We start from the raw sequence: 15,291 nt of genomic DNA on the forward strand, positions 1-15,291 counted from the left end.
TTATTTGGTATCGGGTATAAAATCGAGTGCAATGGAGTTCATGCAGTATCTTTTTCCTGTTGGTTCGGGACCATCATCAAACAAGTGTCCTAAATGTCCGTTGCATCGGCCGCAAAGCGCTTCGATTCGTTCCATTCCAAGTGAATTGTCTTTTTTGTAGCTTACACTTTCTTTGGATTCCTGTTCAAAAAAACTGGGCCAACCGCAATTGCTGGCGAATTTTGCTCCGGAACGAAATAATTTGTTGCCACAAGCCGCACAATAATATGTTCCTTTTTCATCGGTGTTCCAATATTTTCCGGTAAAAGGTCTTTCGGTATCGGCATTTCGGGTGACTTCATATACGTCTTCCGGCAATACTTTTTTCCATTCCGCATCCGAAATGGAAATTTTGTTGGTATCCGTATTCGAATAGTACGGGTTTTCGGGTTTACTGATGGTATTTTTCATAGTAATTGCTTTTGATGTATTAGTTGGTGTGCCGGCAGTTTGTCCGCAGGCCGTAAAAATGAACAACGGCAGTAAGAAGAGCAAGCAACCTAATTGATTTTTTATTTTCATATTTTTTGATTTTTGTTTCCAATGTTCAGCCGTCTTTCTATCAGAATCGGCGTCTGGTTTACAAAGGAATGTTTTTTATTTTTATTTCAACCTTCTTAATCATTTACGACAAAAGAGTCGTTTTGGTTTTCTGTTTTTCATGTAAAATAAAATAAACAACACAAGGTATTTATTTCATTATAAAATTATAACATTCAAATATTCAACACTCGTTAAACTTTTCACAATTTCAAAAAGGCTATTGATACCATTTCTTTTTTCGTATTTTTGACGTGTAAAATAGTACCATGTTAGAAGAAAACGTCATATTAGTTAACGAGAACGATGAGCCAATAGGCTTAATGCCAAAACTGGAAGCACATGAAAAAGCCGTCTTGCATCGTGCCTTTTCCGTTTTTATTTTAAACGATGCCAAGGAGCTTTTGTTGCAACAACGCGCCCGTCATAAATACCATTCGCCTTTGTTGTGGACCAATACTTGTTGCAGCCATCAAAGGGAAGGAGAAACGAATATTGAGGCAGGAAGCCGACGATTATTTGAAGAAATGGGTTTTTCAACTCCTATCAAAGAACTTTTTCATTTTATATACAAAGCGCCTTTTGATAATGGATTGACCGAACATGAATTGGATCATGTGATGATTGGTTATTACAATGACAATCCTTCGGTTAACCACGAAGAAGTTGAAGATTGGAAATGGATGCGAATTGAAGATGTGAAAACAGATATGGAAATCCATCCCGAATTGTATACGGTTTGGTTCAAGATTATTTTTGATGAGTTTTATCATTTCCTTGAAGAACATACTGTTTAAGGGGATTGGGGGTTTGGGTCTTGGGTGTTAGGTCTTGGGTGTTAGGTTTTGGGTCATAGGTTTTGGGTTTTTGGTATTGGGTATTGGGTTTTGGAGGCAGGTCTCAAATTACAGAGTATAGGTTTTAATATTTAAAAATTGGTAATTAACAATCAAATCATTTATGAAAGTAACTATTTCCCGAAAGGCTCATTTTAATGCAGCCCACCGGTTGTATCGCAAGGATTGGACTTTCGAAAAGAACGATGCCGTTTTTGGTAAATGCAATAATCCGAATTTTCACGGTCATAATTATGAGTTGATTGTAAGTGTAACCGGCGCCATTGATCCCGAGACGGGTTATGTGATGGATGTTAAGTTCTTATCTGATATTATAAAGGAAGAAGTAGAAGATTCATTTGATCATAAGAATTTGAATCTGGATGTACCGGAATTTCAGGATTTGAATCCAACGGCCGAAAACATAGTCGTTGTTATTTGGAACAAAGTCAGAAAAAAAATCAAACCAGAATTGGCATTGGAAGTGGTTCTTTATGAAACCCCCCGCAATTTTGTAACCTATAAAGGCGAATAATGGCAGCATTACAAAAAGGAGATAAAATTCCTCATTTCAAAGCAAAAGACACAAACGGTAATGATTTTGACAGTGCCACACTACTAGGGAAAAAGCCATTGGTAGTTTATTTTTATCCCAAGGATAATACGCCGGGATGTACGGCTCAAGCGTGCAGTTTTCGTGATCAATACGAAGATTTTACGGATTTGGGTGCGGAGGTTATCGGTGTCAGCAGTGATAGTGTTGCTTCCCATCAAAAATTTGCTAAACAATACCAGCTTCCTTTTATTCTATTATCCGATGCGAATAAAAAAATCAGAAAACTTTTTGGAGTTCCAACAGGGTTGTTGGGCTTACTACCCGGAAGAGTTACCTATGTAGCCGATAAAAACGGTATCATACAGCTGATTTTCGACAGCAGTATGATGCCTACGAAGCATATTCCTAAAGCTTTGGAAGCGATTCGGAAATTAGTATCATAAAAAAATTAAATAGTAGTACTTTAATTACGTTAAATTAACGAAATTTGCCAAAAAAACGAAATGAATTCAGCAGTATACCCCCTACAATTTGACCCCATTCTGAAAGAAAGAATCTGGGGAGGCGAAAAACTAAACACCTTACTTCATAAACCGATTTCCTCAAAAATTACCGGCGAAAGTTGGGAATTATCAACCGTAGAAGGCGATGTCAGCGTTATTGCGAACGGAGCTTTAAAAGGAAAGTCATTAACAACTGTTATCAATGAATCTCCCGATGCTATTTTGGGAACCGCTGTTCATCAACGATTCGGGAAACAATTTCCTTTGCTTTTTAAGTATTTGGATGCCCGTGAAGATTTATCGATACAAGTACATCCTAATGATGTATTGGCAAAAAAGCGTCATAATTCCTTTGGAAAAACTGAAATGTGGTACGTTCTGCAAGCCGATACCGATGCGAGAATCATTGTTGGTTTCAAAGAAAAATCGAATGCTGCAGCCTATTTAGAAAGTTTGAAAAACAAAAGTTTACTTTCTTTATTGGATACCATACCCGTACAAGAAGGAGATGTTTTCTTTTTAGAAACCGGGACAGTTCACGCGATAGGAGCGGGATTAGTTATTGCAGAAATACAACAAACTTCGGATATTACTTATCGTCTGTATGATTTTGATCGTGTAGATGCTCAGGGTAATACCAGGGAATTGCATGTTGATTTAGCGTTAGAAGCGATTAATTACGATGTGGTTGAATCCCATAAAAAATACGATAAAGTATTGAATCAGTCCAATGCTGTAGTGGATTGCCCTTATTTCACCACAAATTTTATTCCGTTAGACGGAGAAATTTCGGTAGTGAATTCCGGTAAAAGCTTTACTGTTTATATGTGTGTTGAGGGCGCTTTTGAACTTGAATATGATACTGTAACATACGAATACCAAAAAGGCGATACTATTTTAATTCCGGCTGCCATGAATGCGTTCGTTATCAATGGAAAAGCTTCAATTTTAGAAATTTACATTTCATAGTCGGGAATAGAAAGATTATGTGTACTTTTGCAAACGCAAATTAAAATTAAAAAAAAATGGCAAACGTTAAGAATTTAAAAAAAGACATCAACTACGTTTTAGGAGATATTATTGAAGCTGTATACTTGTTCGAGATTTCAACAACTGGTAAACCAACTACAGAAACTAACGCATTAATTGACGAAGCTATTGCAGCTTTTGATGCTTTAATCACTAAAGTGAATGCAAAAAAAGTAGAAGACAAAAAAGCACACTTCAAACAAATTAATGTTGAATTGGAACAAACTGCTAATCAATTGATTGCTAAAATCAACGAATTGTAGTCGAAAAAAAAGCAAAAAAAGTTTGAATTTATTTTGGAAAATTGAAATTCAGACTTATATTTGCACCCGTAATACGTCGCCAGCGTAGCTCAGTTGGCTAGAGCAGCTGATTTGTAATCAGCAGGTCGTGGGTTCGAGTCCCTCCGCCGGCTCTTAATAAAACCATCTAACTTTTGTTAGATGGTTTTTTGTTTTTGGATGTAATTGGTGTGGCAAGTTGGTTTTTTTAAGGATCGGTTTTGTTTGTTTTTAAATCCTATAAAATATTTTAAGATTTTTCATTATCGGGATAAGGTTAAAAAAATAGTTTCTTTTTTGGAACGATTATTAAAGAAAATAGTGGTCATAAAAAAAACGTCTTGTTCTGAAACAAGACGTTTTTTTATTTGTAATCTGTAATCGGTTTATTTCTGGTTTTTAATTGAAGCGATATATTCGGTTAGTTTTTTACCGTAAAGCGATTGAGCTACTTTTGGAGTCATCGATTTTTGGATGGTGTCCAAATACTTAATATTGATATCGTATATCTCTGATAAGGCTATGTAAGGCGCCACTTCGAAGTTTTTATTGTTAATGGCAAAATTAGTTGCATACAGGTACTTTCTTTTGATATTTCCTTCTTGTTTGGCTGAAATACTATCTATTGTTTTTGTGTTATTGCTTTTGATAGCTTTGAATTTTTTTTCAATTAAATTCAGGTTTTCATCTCTGAAGCGTATGTTTACTTTTTGATATTCTTCATATAAATCATTGTTTTTTGAGCCTGTAATTTTAGCATCAGAAATATAGGCATCTAAACTGGTTTCAATATTTATTTTTCCTGGTTCTGCAAAGAACATTACATTATTGTCAAGAGAATTGCTCACGCCTCTGTCTAAAAATAAATACAGCATCTCCGGTGATTTTAAATCTAAATCACTTTCAAATGCAGCATTTCCGTCGATGGTAATCGTATCGATAGCTACGAGTGTGGTGTCTACCACTCTTTGAACGTATAAAGTTCCTTTTTTTAATCCTTTTATATTTCCGGTAAGATGCAAGTTTGTTTTTGATTCTTTTTCGCTACATGCGGCTAAAAGTGTAAGCGTAATTAATGCGATACTAATTTTTTTCATTGGTCTTTTATATTTTGTTGCAAAATAAAGAAAATTGTTTAAAAGACAGCGGTTCACTTTGCGGAATTTAAAAAAAAATCCCAATCTATTTCTAAATTGGGATTTCTTCAGTTATTTTTAAATTTTATCCTTTTAACCATGTATTTTTCAAAGTCGTTTTAGTGGCGTCTGTCGCTTTTAATCCTTCTTTTTCTTCGTATGGCAGTTTTACTTTTCCTTTTATGGTTTGTTCTTTACCGTCTCTTTTTATTTTTAGGGTAATTGCATCGTTTTCTTTCCAGTTTTGGCTTTCCGAAATCATTTCGTAAATATTATCCAGTGAATACGGTTTTTCGTTGATGGCTACTATAATATCTCCTCCTTTGAGGCCCAGATTTTTGTAAAAATCAATTGATTCACTACTTGGAATAACACTAATTTCTTTGGTATTCGGATTTACCGTAATATAGGGCATTTGTCCTTTTAAGAATACATTTCCGGGAGCTTTCTCCATAGCTTTTGTTACCCCTACTTTTCCTAAATAGGTTTCATAAGGAATCGGAGTTGGTCCAGACACGTATTGCGTTAAAAAAGCGCCTACTTCAGGATAGGTCAATTCGGTTATTTTTGCAAAAAGTTCGTTGTCATTGAATGGTTTTGAAACGCCATATTCATTTGCTAATTGGTGCATCATATCCAAAATTCCTCTTTCTCCGTTGCTTTTTTCTCTGATGATGATGTCGATACACATTCCAATAAGTGCTCCTTTTTCATACACATTCAAATACTGGTCTTTGTATGGAGCCACCAATACGTTTGCGCTCATCGTGGTGAACGGCATGGTGTCATTCAGTTTTTTGGCATGTTCTATTTTTTCAGCAATTCGGCTGTAAAATTCAGTTTCATCGATTAGTCCTTGATTGATTTGGAACAGATTTGCAAAATATTCTGTAACTCCTTCGTACAGCCATAAATGTTCTGACATTTTTGGAGCATTGTAATCAAAATATTGAATTTCTTTCGAATGGATTGTCAATGGCGTTACAATGTGGAAAAATTCGTGTGAAACCACATCTTTCATTGATTTCACCAATTCTTCTTTCGGTAACATTTCCGGTAAAACCACCGTGGTTGCAGTTGGATGTTCTAAAGCGCCAAAGCCTTTCGCATCGGTTTGTGCCATGGTTGATAAATACAATAGCACGCTGTATTTTTTGTTTGCATTGATTTTGCCTAAAAACGTTTTTTGGGCTGTCATCATTGTTTTCATTTCCGGAGTAATGCTTTCTGCCGTTACTTTTCCTGTTGGGGAATATACACCAATCAGGATGTCCATTCCGTCTACTGTAAACGTGGTGTAATCCGGTTTGGCATACATCACCGGGTTTTCCACTAATTCAGCATAACGTGAAGTTATAAAAACGTCTGTTGTAGCGGTTGTGTCTAAATCAATCATAGAGGTTGCGCCCCAAAGTGTTTCCGGATGGCTGATGGTCACTTTGTACGGCAAGTCGATTTTGTCCAGAAAGTAGCCTACAAAGCCATGCATGTTAATCATAAAGTTGACACCTGCGTCAATATTTGTACCTGCTGGAGAAAACACATCTTCTTTACCAAATCCTTTTCCGTTTTCGGTGTCGTAGGTGTCATTTACTAAATATGTGATGGTGCGTAATGCTTTTGCATTTTTAATTGTCCAGTTATTATCATCTTTTTTAGTAACAGACAAAAGTGCTCCTTTGGCATCGAATGCCTTTACGTCTTCAATATATTTACCATAATTGTCCTCGGTATAGGTTCCTGGAACAATTTTAGGAATGCTGTATGTTACTTCATCAGTATTGATTTTTGGTGTTGTAACCGTAACCAGTACTTTGTCGTCCTTTACATCGATAAGATTAATGCTAACGGAAACTTCTTGTTTTGAAGTTGTAGCAGTTGCAGTACTTCCGGTTTTGCAACTCCAAAGCATGGCTGCAAAAGCAAAGGAAAATAGTATTCTTTTCATAATTTGAATTGTTTTTATATGTCTGTAAGTCTTCGTTATCTTATAAATGTTACAGTTTATAATGATTTAATGAAAAGATTTATTGCTGTAGTCAGTCCTTCCGTCACCGGTAAATCCGGGTTGGTGTATGACGCTTTGTTCTCTGCTTCGTCGCCTTTAATTTCTTTTAAAACATGATTCATGTTGGTTATGATTTCTAATTTGGCTTCCGGTTTGGCTTGTTTTAGTGCTTGGGCATCTGCAACAGCTACTTGTAAATCTTTGTCTCCGTTGATGATCAGAACCGGTATTTGTATTTTTTTAATTTCATTTTGCGGATTGTATTTGATCCAGGAAATCATATACGGTTGTACGCTTTCCCTGAAAAGAGCAGCTAACATTTGGTTTTTATTTTCGAATGTTTTTCCGGATTTAAGGATTTCCAGATTTTTTTGGACTTCTTCTTTTAAGAAAGGCGCTTGTTTTCCTATTTGTTCCAATAGTACTTCATCAATTGGTCTTCCGGCTCCAGCCAATGAAATGTAGGCATCTGCATTTCCATTTGCTGCTACCAATCCGATTAAAGCTCCTTCGCTGTGTCCGGCAATTATGATTTTGTTGTATTTCTTTTGGTTTTTAAAATACGCGATGACGTCTTTGGCATCCTTAATAAAATCATCAAAAGAAAGACTTGCTTCGTTAAGCGTTCCGGCAGCCATTTGAGCAAAGATTCTTTTGTCATAACTAAAAACAGCATTATCTTTTTTGGCTAATTCTTCCGATAGTTTTTTTAAGGAATTATTGCTCATCCCTTTTTGGTTTCCGTCTCTGTCTGTTGGGCCTGAGCCTGCAATCAGTATGACAAGATTTGTTTTGTTGCTTTGATTTAAAGGGATGTATAATGACCCTTTCAGCAAGGTGTTTATGGTAACTTCTTCTTTATTGAATGCTGGTTGTTGGGCAAAACAATTGGTAACGAATGCCAATAGAACTATAAAAGTTGCTTTCTTCATTTTATTTGGTGTTTAGCTGGGGTTATTTTTTTTGAATCAAAGGAAAAAAAAACTCCCGTGTAAGGGAGTTTTTAGTTTAATCAAGTTTGTTTTTTATGTAATATTTGCCATCCAAATCTTCGTCGAAATCATCGATTTTAAGGGGTTTTGGTTTTGGTTTATTAGCAGTAGCTTTCTTTTTCCACATCTCAAATTTTTCTGCGGGCATCTTCTTTTTCATGATTTCTAAAACCTCTTTTTCGGCCAGACCAAATTCTTTTTTGATAATTTCAAAAGGATTTTTTTCTTCTAAGGCCAACGTAACAAGTTTTTCTGTTTGTTCCCAGTTCAATTCTTTGCGGTTACTCTTTTTCATCACGTGAAAATTAATTCAATAGTGGTTAATGATTAATAAATGGTTCATTTTAATTATAAACCAATATTAAGAAAAATAATAATTACTTCGTATCAAAACCTCATTTTTTTTATAGTTTTTTTAGTCCTTTTCGAAAGCGCGTTGTTTTTGAAACGGAATTTTAAGTAAGTTCTTCAGCTCATTGTGCTCTTCGGGCTTCAGGTGTGTGTCTACACCATAGCGGATTTCTTCTCTTGGCATTGTCATAAAAGTTCCGAATATTCGGTCCCAAATCGAAAAAATATTCCCGTAATTACTATCGGTGTACGGCAAAACATAATGATGATGTACTTTATGCATATCGGGAGAAACAATAAAATAACTCAAAAACACATCTACTTTTTTGGGTAATGCAATATTGGCATGGTTAAATTGGGTTGCGATTACCGATAGGGTTTGGTAGAGAAATACCATCCACATCGGGCTTCCTACAATCAAAACGCCAAAGGTGGTAAAGATAAACCGGATGACACTTTCGCCGGGATGGTGCCTGTTGGCAGTAGTGGTGTCAATCCAAGTATCGGTATGGTGAATCAGATGAAACCGCCATAAAAACTTGGTTTTGTGTTCTACCAGATGAACCAGATACGCTCCAATTAAATCTAATAAAAGTAACCCAATCAGCGTATAAAGCCACACTGGCATTTGCGGCAGTTCTTGTAAAATTCCAAAATTATTTATTATTGTCCAATCCGCCGTTTTTACCAAAATGAAAGCCAAACAGAAATTGACCACGATGGTTGTCATTGTCAAAAAGAGATTTATGCCGGCATGATGCGTTTTTTTATAGTTAAAATTAAAAAGCGGAAATGCGTTTTCGATCAGCCAAAACAGTGTAATTCCACCTACCAGAATCAAGCTTCGGTGCGACGATGGAATCGTGGTAAAATAAGAAATAAGGTCGTTCATATTTTAAGGGTTTGTTTCAAATGTACTACTTTTTCGGATACAGTCGTTTCGGATAATTATCTGGTTCTCTGTTTTATATAATGACTCTAAAAGTGAGGTTAATTCTGGGTCCTATGGGTTTTGTCGTTTTCGGGATTTGATGTTTCCAGAATTGTTGGGTAGTTCCTTTCATTAATAAGAGGCTGCCATGTTCCAATACTATGTTTTTTTTACACTCTTTGTCTGTGTTGTGTTTCAATTGAAAAACACGTTCCGCGCCGAGACTTATCGAAGCTATAACTGGGTTTGTCCCTAATTCTTTTTCGTTGTCGGCGTGCCAGCCGTTACTGTCCTTGCCGTCCCGGTAATAGTTCAGTAATACCGAGGTGAATTTGGTTTGGCAAGTGCTTTCGACGGATTCTTTTATTTTTTGCAAAATGGGTGTCCATTCTAAGGGTTGCATGGTGATATTCGCATAAGAGTAGGGTTTTTCTTGTTCTCCATATAAAGCGGTCAGTCGGGGTTGTGGATGAATTTTTCCAAAAACCCGAATCTCATCTTGTTGCCACGCACTGTTGTTTTTTAATTCGCTAAACAATCTGTCCGCTTCCTCTGTATTAAAAAAATGAGGAAAGTAGATTATTTCTGCGTCCGGTAGATCGAGTACAATAGGTTCTTGTTGGAATAATGCGTTCATGTTGTAAAAATAAAGAGAAAAGGGGAGTCGTTCCCTTTTGAAATTAATCAAATTATCCTGTAGAACTAATTTCTATTTTATCAGGTGTATTGATAAGCCCAATATAGCAGTACAAGCTGTAGCGGCATTCTTGAAAGAAGGATCCATTTGGGTAAGTGCATACTTGCTCTTCTGTGTTGGTACATGTAGATGTGGCAGGGAAAAACGGCTATCAGCAAGGCCATAATTCCCCAAGCGGCATAGCTTGAAAACGAAGGGATGCAAAGTTCAACCGCTAAAAAAATTTGTAAAAAACCAGTGGTAGAATTCAATAGAGCTGGATTCGGCAAATAAGGCGGTATGATTTTTAAATAAAGCTTTGGCGATCTGAAATGATTAATTCCTGCTAAAAGGTATATCAAAGCCATTAGGTAGAGGTGCCAAGGAAAAATCATAATACGAGTCTTTATTGCTAATTTATATAAAAATTAGCACAAAATAAATGATATTGTAAATAATTTAGCTAATTTTAAGAAATTGATTCTTTTTTATGATTTGCATTCATCAGTACAATAGCTGCAAGAATTAACGTAATTCCAAACCATTGCAGTGTATTTACCGTTTCATTCAACAGAAAATAAGCCATCAAAACGGATACCGGTAGTTCTAAAGCCGAAACAATACTTCCCAGCCCAATTCCGGTAAGCGGAAAACCGGCATTCATCAGCATAGGTGGAATTATAGTTCCAAAAAGGGCTAGTATAATTCCCCATTTTATGAAAATATTAAAATTAAAGGGTGTTGATTGCGTTACCATTGCAAAAGCAAACACAATGACCGCACCACCTAACAGCATGTATAAACTGCGTTGTGCCGAAGAAATACCAACAGCCACCCGATTTGCTGTGAACATCGTTGTGGTAAACGAAGCTGCCGCCAGAAGGCCTAACCCGATACCGCGCCAATCTAAATGTATTTTGGTTTGTAAAAGATTTGTCGCTAGAACAGTTCCGATTAAAACAATGAATACCGAAATTATTTTTTGAGTTGAAGGGCGTTTTTTATCCAAAATCATTTCCAATAGTACTCCCATCCAAACGGTTTGCATCAGCAAAACAATAGCGATAGAAACCGGGATGTACTTTACCGTCAGATAGTAAAATACACTGGTTAATCCCAGCGAAGTTCCGGCCAGCATCAATTGAAAAATGTTTTTGCGAGATGCCTTTATGACTGCATTTCCTTTCTTGTTTTTTTGAAATGCATTGATACTAAGTATTCCAAGTATTCCCAAGACAAATTGGGCTACAGTAACTTCGGCTGTTGAATAGTTTTCGTCATACGCCATTTTTACAAATGTGGCCAGCATTCCGTAACTCGTAGCTCCAAGTCCTACTAATAAAACTCCTTTTAATACGCTGTTTTTTATCATTTTTTTAAATTTGGAAAGCCGACAACGGTAGGGTTTAGGCGTTAGGAATTCTTATTCTCTTTCTGGAAATACACCATTTTAAGGAATAGTTTTCTAAATATCCTTAAAAAAAATCGCTGTAATAGGAATTTTATGAAAGCTTAATTTTTTGTTGATAACTAGTCTTTTACCTGTTCTTTATGCGTCAAATCACTTAGGTGCAGTCGCAAAGCATCAACCGAAATATTGATTTCCCAAAATGACAATCCCAATGAAATCAATAAGGCCAGTAAACTTAATCCGAATAAGTAAATGCTCGATACTTGTTGATCCAAAAACAATAATAACATCGTAAATACCGATAAAAACAAACTCGAAACACCCGCCATTTGCATGTAGCGAATGAGTGTCAATCGTAAGTTAAGGTTTTTTATTTCCAATAAAATCATGCTGTTTTCTTTCTCTTTATAGGTTTTTTTGAGACCTCGGACAATCGTGGCCACCGTTAAAAACCGATTGGTATATGCCAGTAAAATTAAGGAAGTAGCGGAGAAAAGTAAGGCCGGAGTTTCAATGTGTAGGGTCATGGGGATGTTGGGTGTTGGGTTTTGGGTTTTGGGTTTTGGGTTTTGGGTTTTGGGTTTTGGTTTTTTTTTGAGTTCAAAGTTCGGGAATCTTTTCAACTTTTTTATTCCAAAAAAATAGTAATTCTATTTGTAAAAAAATAATTCAAAAAGTATAGTTTTTGGCGTTAAATTAAAACTGTTTTTTAATGTTTAATCCAGTTAAAGGTTTGTTTGATGATTCTAGTTTTTTCTTTTAGAATAAAATTTAAATAAGCATCGGCAACTGGTGAAAATTTTTTGCCTTTTAACCAAATTAAATTCCAGTTAGATTGGATAGGTAAGTCTTTTACCGGAATAATTTGCAGGTCACCATTATTGAGTTCGTTTTTTATACCAATTATTGGCATAATGGAACAACCAAGTCCTGCAAGTACGGCTTGTTTTACAGCTTCATTTCCGGTAAGAACCATTTTTTTTATAACCGTTAATTGATTGTTGTCTATAAATTTTTCCATCACATATCTTGTTCCTGATCCTTGTTCGCGATAGATGATTGGTAACGTTTCTAAAATTTTTTTATCCTGAATTCCTGCCCCTACATTTTGATCAATATTAGCAATAAGGTAAAGGGAATTAGGCATAAGCTCTACGTTTTCAATTTCTATGGTTTCTGGTAAAACTGAAACCAAAGAAAAATCTACTTCATTTCTTTCTAAATTTTTTAATACTTTATTTTTATTGGTCACATCCAGAATTAATTCAACACCTTGATTTTGTTTCAAAAAATCAGACAAAAAATAGGGTATTACATATTTGCCTGTTGATACTACGGAAATTTTTAATTTCCCCGTCAATTGCCCCTTAAATGCCATTGTTTTATAGTTTATGGCATGCACTTCATTTAAAATTTTTTCGGAGGCCAAGGCAATTTCTTTACCAAAATCTGTCACATACAGTTTTCTTCCAATTACTTCAGTTAGTGGAACATCAAATTGATCTTGAAAATTTTTTAATTGTATTGATACTGCAGGTTGGGAAAGATGCAATTCAATAGCAGCCTTAGTGATGCTTTTGTTTTGGGTAATTTTTAAAAAAACTTTTAGTTGATGCAGGGTATAGTTCATAAATAATTTTTATGATAGTTATCACAAATATAAATAAAAATATATGGATGAGCCGATTTACTTTTGTGAAAAATTAAAGTAATTGATATGGAAAATAAAAAAAAGAATATGGGTGTCAAAATAAGTTTATCCATTGGGTTGTGTTGGCTCATTTGCGCAATAGTATTAACGACAGTTTATCCTAAAAACCTATTTTTTACTTTGTTTTTAGGTTTAGGAATATTTTTCACGGTCTACTCACTAAAGAAAACTCAAATTTTATTATAAAATAGTTATGGAAAATGAATATCAATTTAAGTTAATTGAAGGTCAATTTTCGCCTTCAGAAGCAAGAAAAGTACTTCTTGCTTTGATTAATAGTAAAGTTAATTTCCATAATTTGGAAATATTTAGTGATAAAATTCGATTTGATGAAGAAAATTCGCATTCCAAAATAAGAATTAAGTCTCTTACTGATGCTGCCGAATACATAAAGGAATTTATTAATGAAGGTTCATTGATGGATCTGGAGATTAAAATTGACAGTGTGGTTCAAATAGGTTTAATTCCTAAGGTAAACAAAAAATAGAATGTTTAAGGGTAGAAAATTACTTATTGCAACGAAGCATCATAAAGAGCAGGTGATTGCTCCAATTTTTGAAAAAGGCTTAGGTGTTCATTGTTTTGTACCTGAAAATTATGATTCGGATGTTTTTGGAACCTTTTCAGGGGAAGTTGATCGAAAAGTAAATGCATTGGAAACTGTAAGAGCAAAATGTTTGGCAGCTATGGCTGAATTTGATTGTGATTTGGGAATCGCAAGTGAAGGTTCTTTTGGAATACATCCTTCTATTTTCTTTGCTCATGCCGACAATGAGTTTTTAATTTTTATCGATAAAAAAAACGATTTGGAAATTATTGTCCGTGAACTCAGTCTGGACACTAATTTTTATGGAGAAAAAATCCTCAATATAGAAATGCTCTTTGATTTTGCTACGAAAGTTCAATTCCCGACACATGCCATAATTTTGAGAAGTAATCCAAGTGAACTTAGTGGAATCATTAAAGGCATCACTACAACAAGTCAATTGGAGGATTCTTTTGAGCATTTAATAAGTGTTTATGGAAGTGTTTATGCTGAAACTGACATGCGTGCACTATATAATCCCACACGCATGGGTGTGATAAAAATTACTGCACAGAAATTATTAGAAACCATAAAAACGGAATGTCCAAGTTGTAAAACGCCTGGTTTTAGTATTACAGATGTAAGATCTGGCTTGCCTTGTTCTTGGTGTTCAATGCCAACTCGTTCAACTTTGAGTTTCATTTATACTTGTAAGAAGTGTTCTTTTAGTTCTGAAAGAAGGTATCCTCACCAAAAAACAACAGAAGAACCCGGCTATTGTGATAGCTGTAATCCTTAAGATATGACATTAATTAATAATTCGATTCAAAAGGCTGTTGCCTTATTAAATCAAGACCAAATTATTGGTATTCCTACTGAAACGGTTTATGGTTTGGCCGGAAATATTTACAGTATCCCTGCCATTGAAAGTATTTTCAAGATGAAGCAAAGACCCTTTTTTAATCCCTTAATTGTTCATATTAAGTCGGTAGAGGACTTGCCTGAAATAGTTAGCGTTATTCCTGAAAAAGCCTTTATGCTAGCTGCTGCTTTTTGGCCGGGACCTTTAACCTTAGTGTTAAAAAAACAAGCAAGTATTCCGGATTTAGTCACTGGAGGCAAAGATACGGTAGCGGTTAGGGTTCCAAATCATTCGCTAACTTTAGCGCTTTTGGAGCAGCTTGACTATCCCTTAGCTGCTCCAAGCGCAAACCCTTTTGGTTGTATTAGTCCAACAGCGGCTGAACATGTTGCTAACTATTTTAAAAATCTGTTACCAATGGTTTTAGATGGAGGGGTCTGTCAACGAGGGATTGAATCTACTATCATAGGATTTGATAATGATGAGCCTGTTTTATATCGCATGGGTTCTCTTGCAATTGAGGATATTGAACTAATTGTGGGTCCTGTAAAAATGAGAACTCATGATGATAATACTCCAATGGCACCCGGAATGCTTTCTAGGCATTATGCGCCTTTAACCACTACCCATATGAGTGCGAATGTAACGGAGCTACTCAAGACTTTTGTGAATCAAAAAATTGGAGTTTTAATCTTCCAAAAAGGGATTGATAATCATCCTAATATTGTAGCACAGGAAATTCTATCTCCCACAGGAAATTTGGCAGAAGCAGCATCGCAATTGTATGCTGCTTTACATCGATTAGATGAGTGTAAGCTTGACGTCATTATAGCCGAACGTTTTCCAGATGTGGGTTTAGGCAAAACTATTAACGATCGATTAGAAAGAGCCACTAAAAAATAA

At 35.4% G+C, this 15,291-nt stretch carries 19 protein-coding genes and 1 tRNA gene; 9 read left to right on the top strand and 11 right to left on the bottom strand.

Annotated elements, in window-relative coordinates; translation table 11 throughout:
• Window positions 1–561: a peptide-methionine (R)-S-oxide reductase MsrB gene (msrB, locus tag O6P34_RS07825; RefSeq protein WP_269683956.1), complete on the bottom strand. Its 561-nt coding sequence runs from the start codon at window positions 559–561 to the stop codon at window positions 1–3.
• 287 nt (window positions 562–848) lie between these two features.
• Here msrB and idi point away from each other — a divergent pair, with 287 nt between their 5' ends.
• From idi to O6P34_RS07855, 6 genes are all read left to right on the top strand, one after another.
• Window positions 849–1,376: an isopentenyl-diphosphate Delta-isomerase gene (gene idi / locus O6P34_RS07830; RefSeq protein ID WP_269683957.1), complete on the top strand. Its 528-nt coding sequence runs from the start codon at window positions 849–851 to the stop codon at window positions 1,374–1,376.
• 163 nt (window positions 1,377–1,539) lie between these two features.
• On the top strand, window positions 1,540–1,950 hold the full coding sequence (locus O6P34_RS07835) for a 6-pyruvoyl trahydropterin synthase family protein (RefSeq protein ID WP_269683958.1): 411 nt from the start codon (window positions 1,540–1,542) through the stop codon (window positions 1,948–1,950).
• Window positions 1,950–2,414, top strand: a complete 465-nt coding sequence (locus O6P34_RS07840) for a peroxiredoxin (RefSeq protein ID WP_269683959.1) — start codon at window positions 1,950–1,952, stop codon at window positions 2,412–2,414. Before O6P34_RS07835 ends, O6P34_RS07840 begins: the two co-directional genes overlap by 1 nt.
• 60 nt (window positions 2,415–2,474) lie before the next feature.
• On the top strand, window positions 2,475–3,443 hold the full coding sequence (locus O6P34_RS07845) for a type I phosphomannose isomerase catalytic subunit (RefSeq protein WP_269683960.1): 969 nt from the start codon (window positions 2,475–2,477) through the stop codon (window positions 3,441–3,443).
• Between the two features lie 56 nt (window positions 3,444–3,499).
• Window positions 3,500–3,766: a hypothetical protein gene (locus tag O6P34_RS07850; protein ID WP_073209770.1), complete on the top strand. Its 267-nt coding sequence runs from the start codon at window positions 3,500–3,502 to the stop codon at window positions 3,764–3,766.
• Between the two features lie 78 nt (window positions 3,767–3,844).
• Window positions 3,845–3,918: transfer RNA gene (locus O6P34_RS07855), tRNA-Thr, on the top strand.
• Between the two features lie 252 nt (window positions 3,919–4,170).
• On the opposite strand, the gene O6P34_RS07860 is transcribed toward O6P34_RS07855, so the two are convergent.
• From O6P34_RS07860 to O6P34_RS07905, 10 genes are all read right to left on the bottom strand, one after another.
• Window positions 4,171–4,881: a DUF4369 domain-containing protein gene (locus O6P34_RS07860; protein WP_269683961.1), complete on the bottom strand. Its 711-nt coding sequence runs from the start codon at window positions 4,879–4,881 to the stop codon at window positions 4,171–4,173.
• 124 nt (window positions 4,882–5,005) lie between these two features.
• Window positions 5,006–6,868 (bottom strand): M61 family metallopeptidase, encoded by a 1,863-nt coding sequence (locus O6P34_RS07865; RefSeq protein ID WP_269683962.1) that lies wholly within the window; start codon window positions 6,866–6,868, stop codon window positions 5,006–5,008.
• Window positions 6,869–6,924: 56 nt separating this feature from the next.
• Window positions 6,925–7,860, bottom strand: a complete 936-nt coding sequence (locus tag O6P34_RS07870; RefSeq protein WP_269683963.1) for an alpha/beta hydrolase family protein — start codon at window positions 7,858–7,860, stop codon at window positions 6,925–6,927.
• A gap of 76 nt (window positions 7,861–7,936) precedes the next feature.
• A complete protein-coding gene (locus tag O6P34_RS07875) occupies window positions 7,937–8,215 on the bottom strand; it encodes a DUF2805 domain-containing protein (RefSeq protein ID WP_269683964.1) in 279 nt (92 codons plus the stop codon).
• Between the two features lie 120 nt (window positions 8,216–8,335).
• Complete coding sequence (locus O6P34_RS07880; RefSeq protein ID WP_269683965.1) at window positions 8,336–9,163, bottom strand: sterol desaturase family protein; 828 nt, start codon at window positions 9,161–9,163, stop codon at window positions 8,336–8,338.
• 73 nt (window positions 9,164–9,236) lie between these two features.
• Entirely contained in the window at window positions 9,237–9,839 is a 603-nt protein-coding gene (locus O6P34_RS07885) for an alpha-ketoglutarate-dependent dioxygenase AlkB family protein (protein ID WP_269683966.1), read from the bottom strand.
• Window positions 9,840–9,919: 80 nt separating this feature from the next.
• Window positions 9,920–10,273, bottom strand: coding sequence for a DoxX family protein (locus O6P34_RS14950; RefSeq protein WP_269683967.1), 354 nt, complete (start codon window positions 10,271–10,273; stop codon window positions 9,920–9,922).
• Between the two features lie 74 nt (window positions 10,274–10,347).
• Window positions 10,348–11,250, bottom strand: coding sequence for an EamA family transporter (locus O6P34_RS07895; RefSeq protein ID WP_269683968.1), 903 nt, complete (start codon window positions 11,248–11,250; stop codon window positions 10,348–10,350).
• Between the two features lie 158 nt (window positions 11,251–11,408).
• Window positions 11,409–11,816: a DUF2721 domain-containing protein gene (locus O6P34_RS07900; protein WP_269683969.1), complete on the bottom strand. Its 408-nt coding sequence runs from the start codon at window positions 11,814–11,816 to the stop codon at window positions 11,409–11,411.
• A gap of 182 nt (window positions 11,817–11,998) precedes the next feature.
• Complete coding sequence (locus tag O6P34_RS07905) at window positions 11,999–12,919, bottom strand: LysR family transcriptional regulator (protein ID WP_269683970.1); 921 nt, start codon at window positions 12,917–12,919, stop codon at window positions 11,999–12,001.
• A 274-nt stretch (window positions 12,920–13,193) separates the two neighbouring features.
• On the opposite strand from O6P34_RS07905, the gene O6P34_RS07910 reads away from it, so the two are divergent.
• The 3 genes from O6P34_RS07910 to O6P34_RS07920 are packed head-to-tail and all read left to right on the top strand — an operon-like array spanning window position 13,194 to window position 15,291.
• Window positions 13,194–13,487 carry a hypothetical protein gene (locus O6P34_RS07910; protein WP_269683971.1) on the top strand — a complete coding sequence of 98 codons (294 nt, stop codon included), beginning with the start codon at window positions 13,194–13,196 and terminating at the stop codon, window positions 13,485–13,487.
• Window position 13,488: 1 nt separating this feature from the next.
• Window positions 13,489–14,325 (top strand): DUF6671 family protein, encoded by an 837-nt coding sequence (locus tag O6P34_RS07915; RefSeq protein ID WP_269683972.1) that lies wholly within the window; start codon window positions 13,489–13,491, stop codon window positions 14,323–14,325.
• A gap of 3 nt (window positions 14,326–14,328) precedes the next feature.
• Window positions 14,329–15,291 (top strand): L-threonylcarbamoyladenylate synthase, encoded by a 963-nt coding sequence (locus tag O6P34_RS07920; protein ID WP_269683973.1) that lies wholly within the window; start codon window positions 14,329–14,331, stop codon window positions 15,289–15,291.

Source organism: Flavobacterium lacustre, from assembly GCF_027474525.2.
In the GTDB taxonomy this organism is placed as follows: domain Bacteria; phylum Bacteroidota; class Bacteroidia; order Flavobacteriales; family Flavobacteriaceae; genus Flavobacterium; species Flavobacterium lacustre.

Coding starts and splice junctions, on each gene's coding strand:
- O6P34_RS07870 (WP_269683963.1), bottom strand. CDS start 7,860: ATGAAGAAAGCAACTTTTATAGTTCTATTGGCATTCGTTACCAATTGT.
- O6P34_RS07880 (WP_269683965.1), bottom strand. CDS start 9,163: ATGAACGACCTTATTTCTTATTTTACCACGATTCCATCGTCGCACCGA.
- O6P34_RS14950 (WP_269683967.1), bottom strand. CDS start 10,273: ATGATTTTTCCTTGGCACCTCTACCTAATGGCTTTGATATACCTTTTA.
- idi (WP_269683957.1), top strand. CDS start 849: ATGTTAGAAGAAAACGTCATATTAGTTAACGAGAACGATGAGCCAATA.
- O6P34_RS07915 (WP_269683972.1), top strand. CDS start 13,489: ATGTTTAAGGGTAGAAAATTACTTATTGCAACGAAGCATCATAAAGAG.
- O6P34_RS07885 (WP_269683966.1), bottom strand. CDS start 9,839: ATGAACGCATTATTCCAACAAGAACCTATTGTACTCGATCTACCGGAC.
- O6P34_RS07840 (WP_269683959.1), top strand. CDS start 1,950: ATGGCAGCATTACAAAAAGGAGATAAAATTCCTCATTTCAAAGCAAAA.
- O6P34_RS07905 (WP_269683970.1), bottom strand. CDS start 12,919: ATGAACTATACCCTGCATCAACTAAAAGTTTTTTTAAAAATTACCCAA.
- O6P34_RS07845 (WP_269683960.1), top strand. CDS start 2,475: ATGAATTCAGCAGTATACCCCCTACAATTTGACCCCATTCTGAAAGAA.
- O6P34_RS07860 (WP_269683961.1), bottom strand. CDS start 4,881: ATGAAAAAAATTAGTATCGCATTAATTACGCTTACACTTTTAGCCGCA.
- O6P34_RS07920 (WP_269683973.1), top strand. CDS start 14,329: ATGACATTAATTAATAATTCGATTCAAAAGGCTGTTGCCTTATTAAAT.
- O6P34_RS07835 (WP_269683958.1), top strand. CDS start 1,540: ATGAAAGTAACTATTTCCCGAAAGGCTCATTTTAATGCAGCCCACCGG.
- msrB (WP_269683956.1), bottom strand. CDS start 561: ATGAAAATAAAAAATCAATTAGGTTGCTTGCTCTTCTTACTGCCGTTG.
- O6P34_RS07865 (WP_269683962.1), bottom strand. CDS start 6,868: ATGAAAAGAATACTATTTTCCTTTGCTTTTGCAGCCATGCTTTGGAGT.
- O6P34_RS07895 (WP_269683968.1), bottom strand. CDS start 11,250: ATGATAAAAAACAGCGTATTAAAAGGAGTTTTATTAGTAGGACTTGGA.
- O6P34_RS07875 (WP_269683964.1), bottom strand. CDS start 8,215: ATGAAAAAGAGTAACCGCAAAGAATTGAACTGGGAACAAACAGAAAAA.
- O6P34_RS07900 (WP_269683969.1), bottom strand. CDS start 11,816: ATGACCCTACACATTGAAACTCCGGCCTTACTTTTCTCCGCTACTTCC.
- O6P34_RS07910 (WP_269683971.1), top strand. CDS start 13,194: ATGGAAAATGAATATCAATTTAAGTTAATTGAAGGTCAATTTTCGCCT.
- O6P34_RS07850 (WP_073209770.1), top strand. CDS start 3,500: ATGGCAAACGTTAAGAATTTAAAAAAAGACATCAACTACGTTTTAGGA.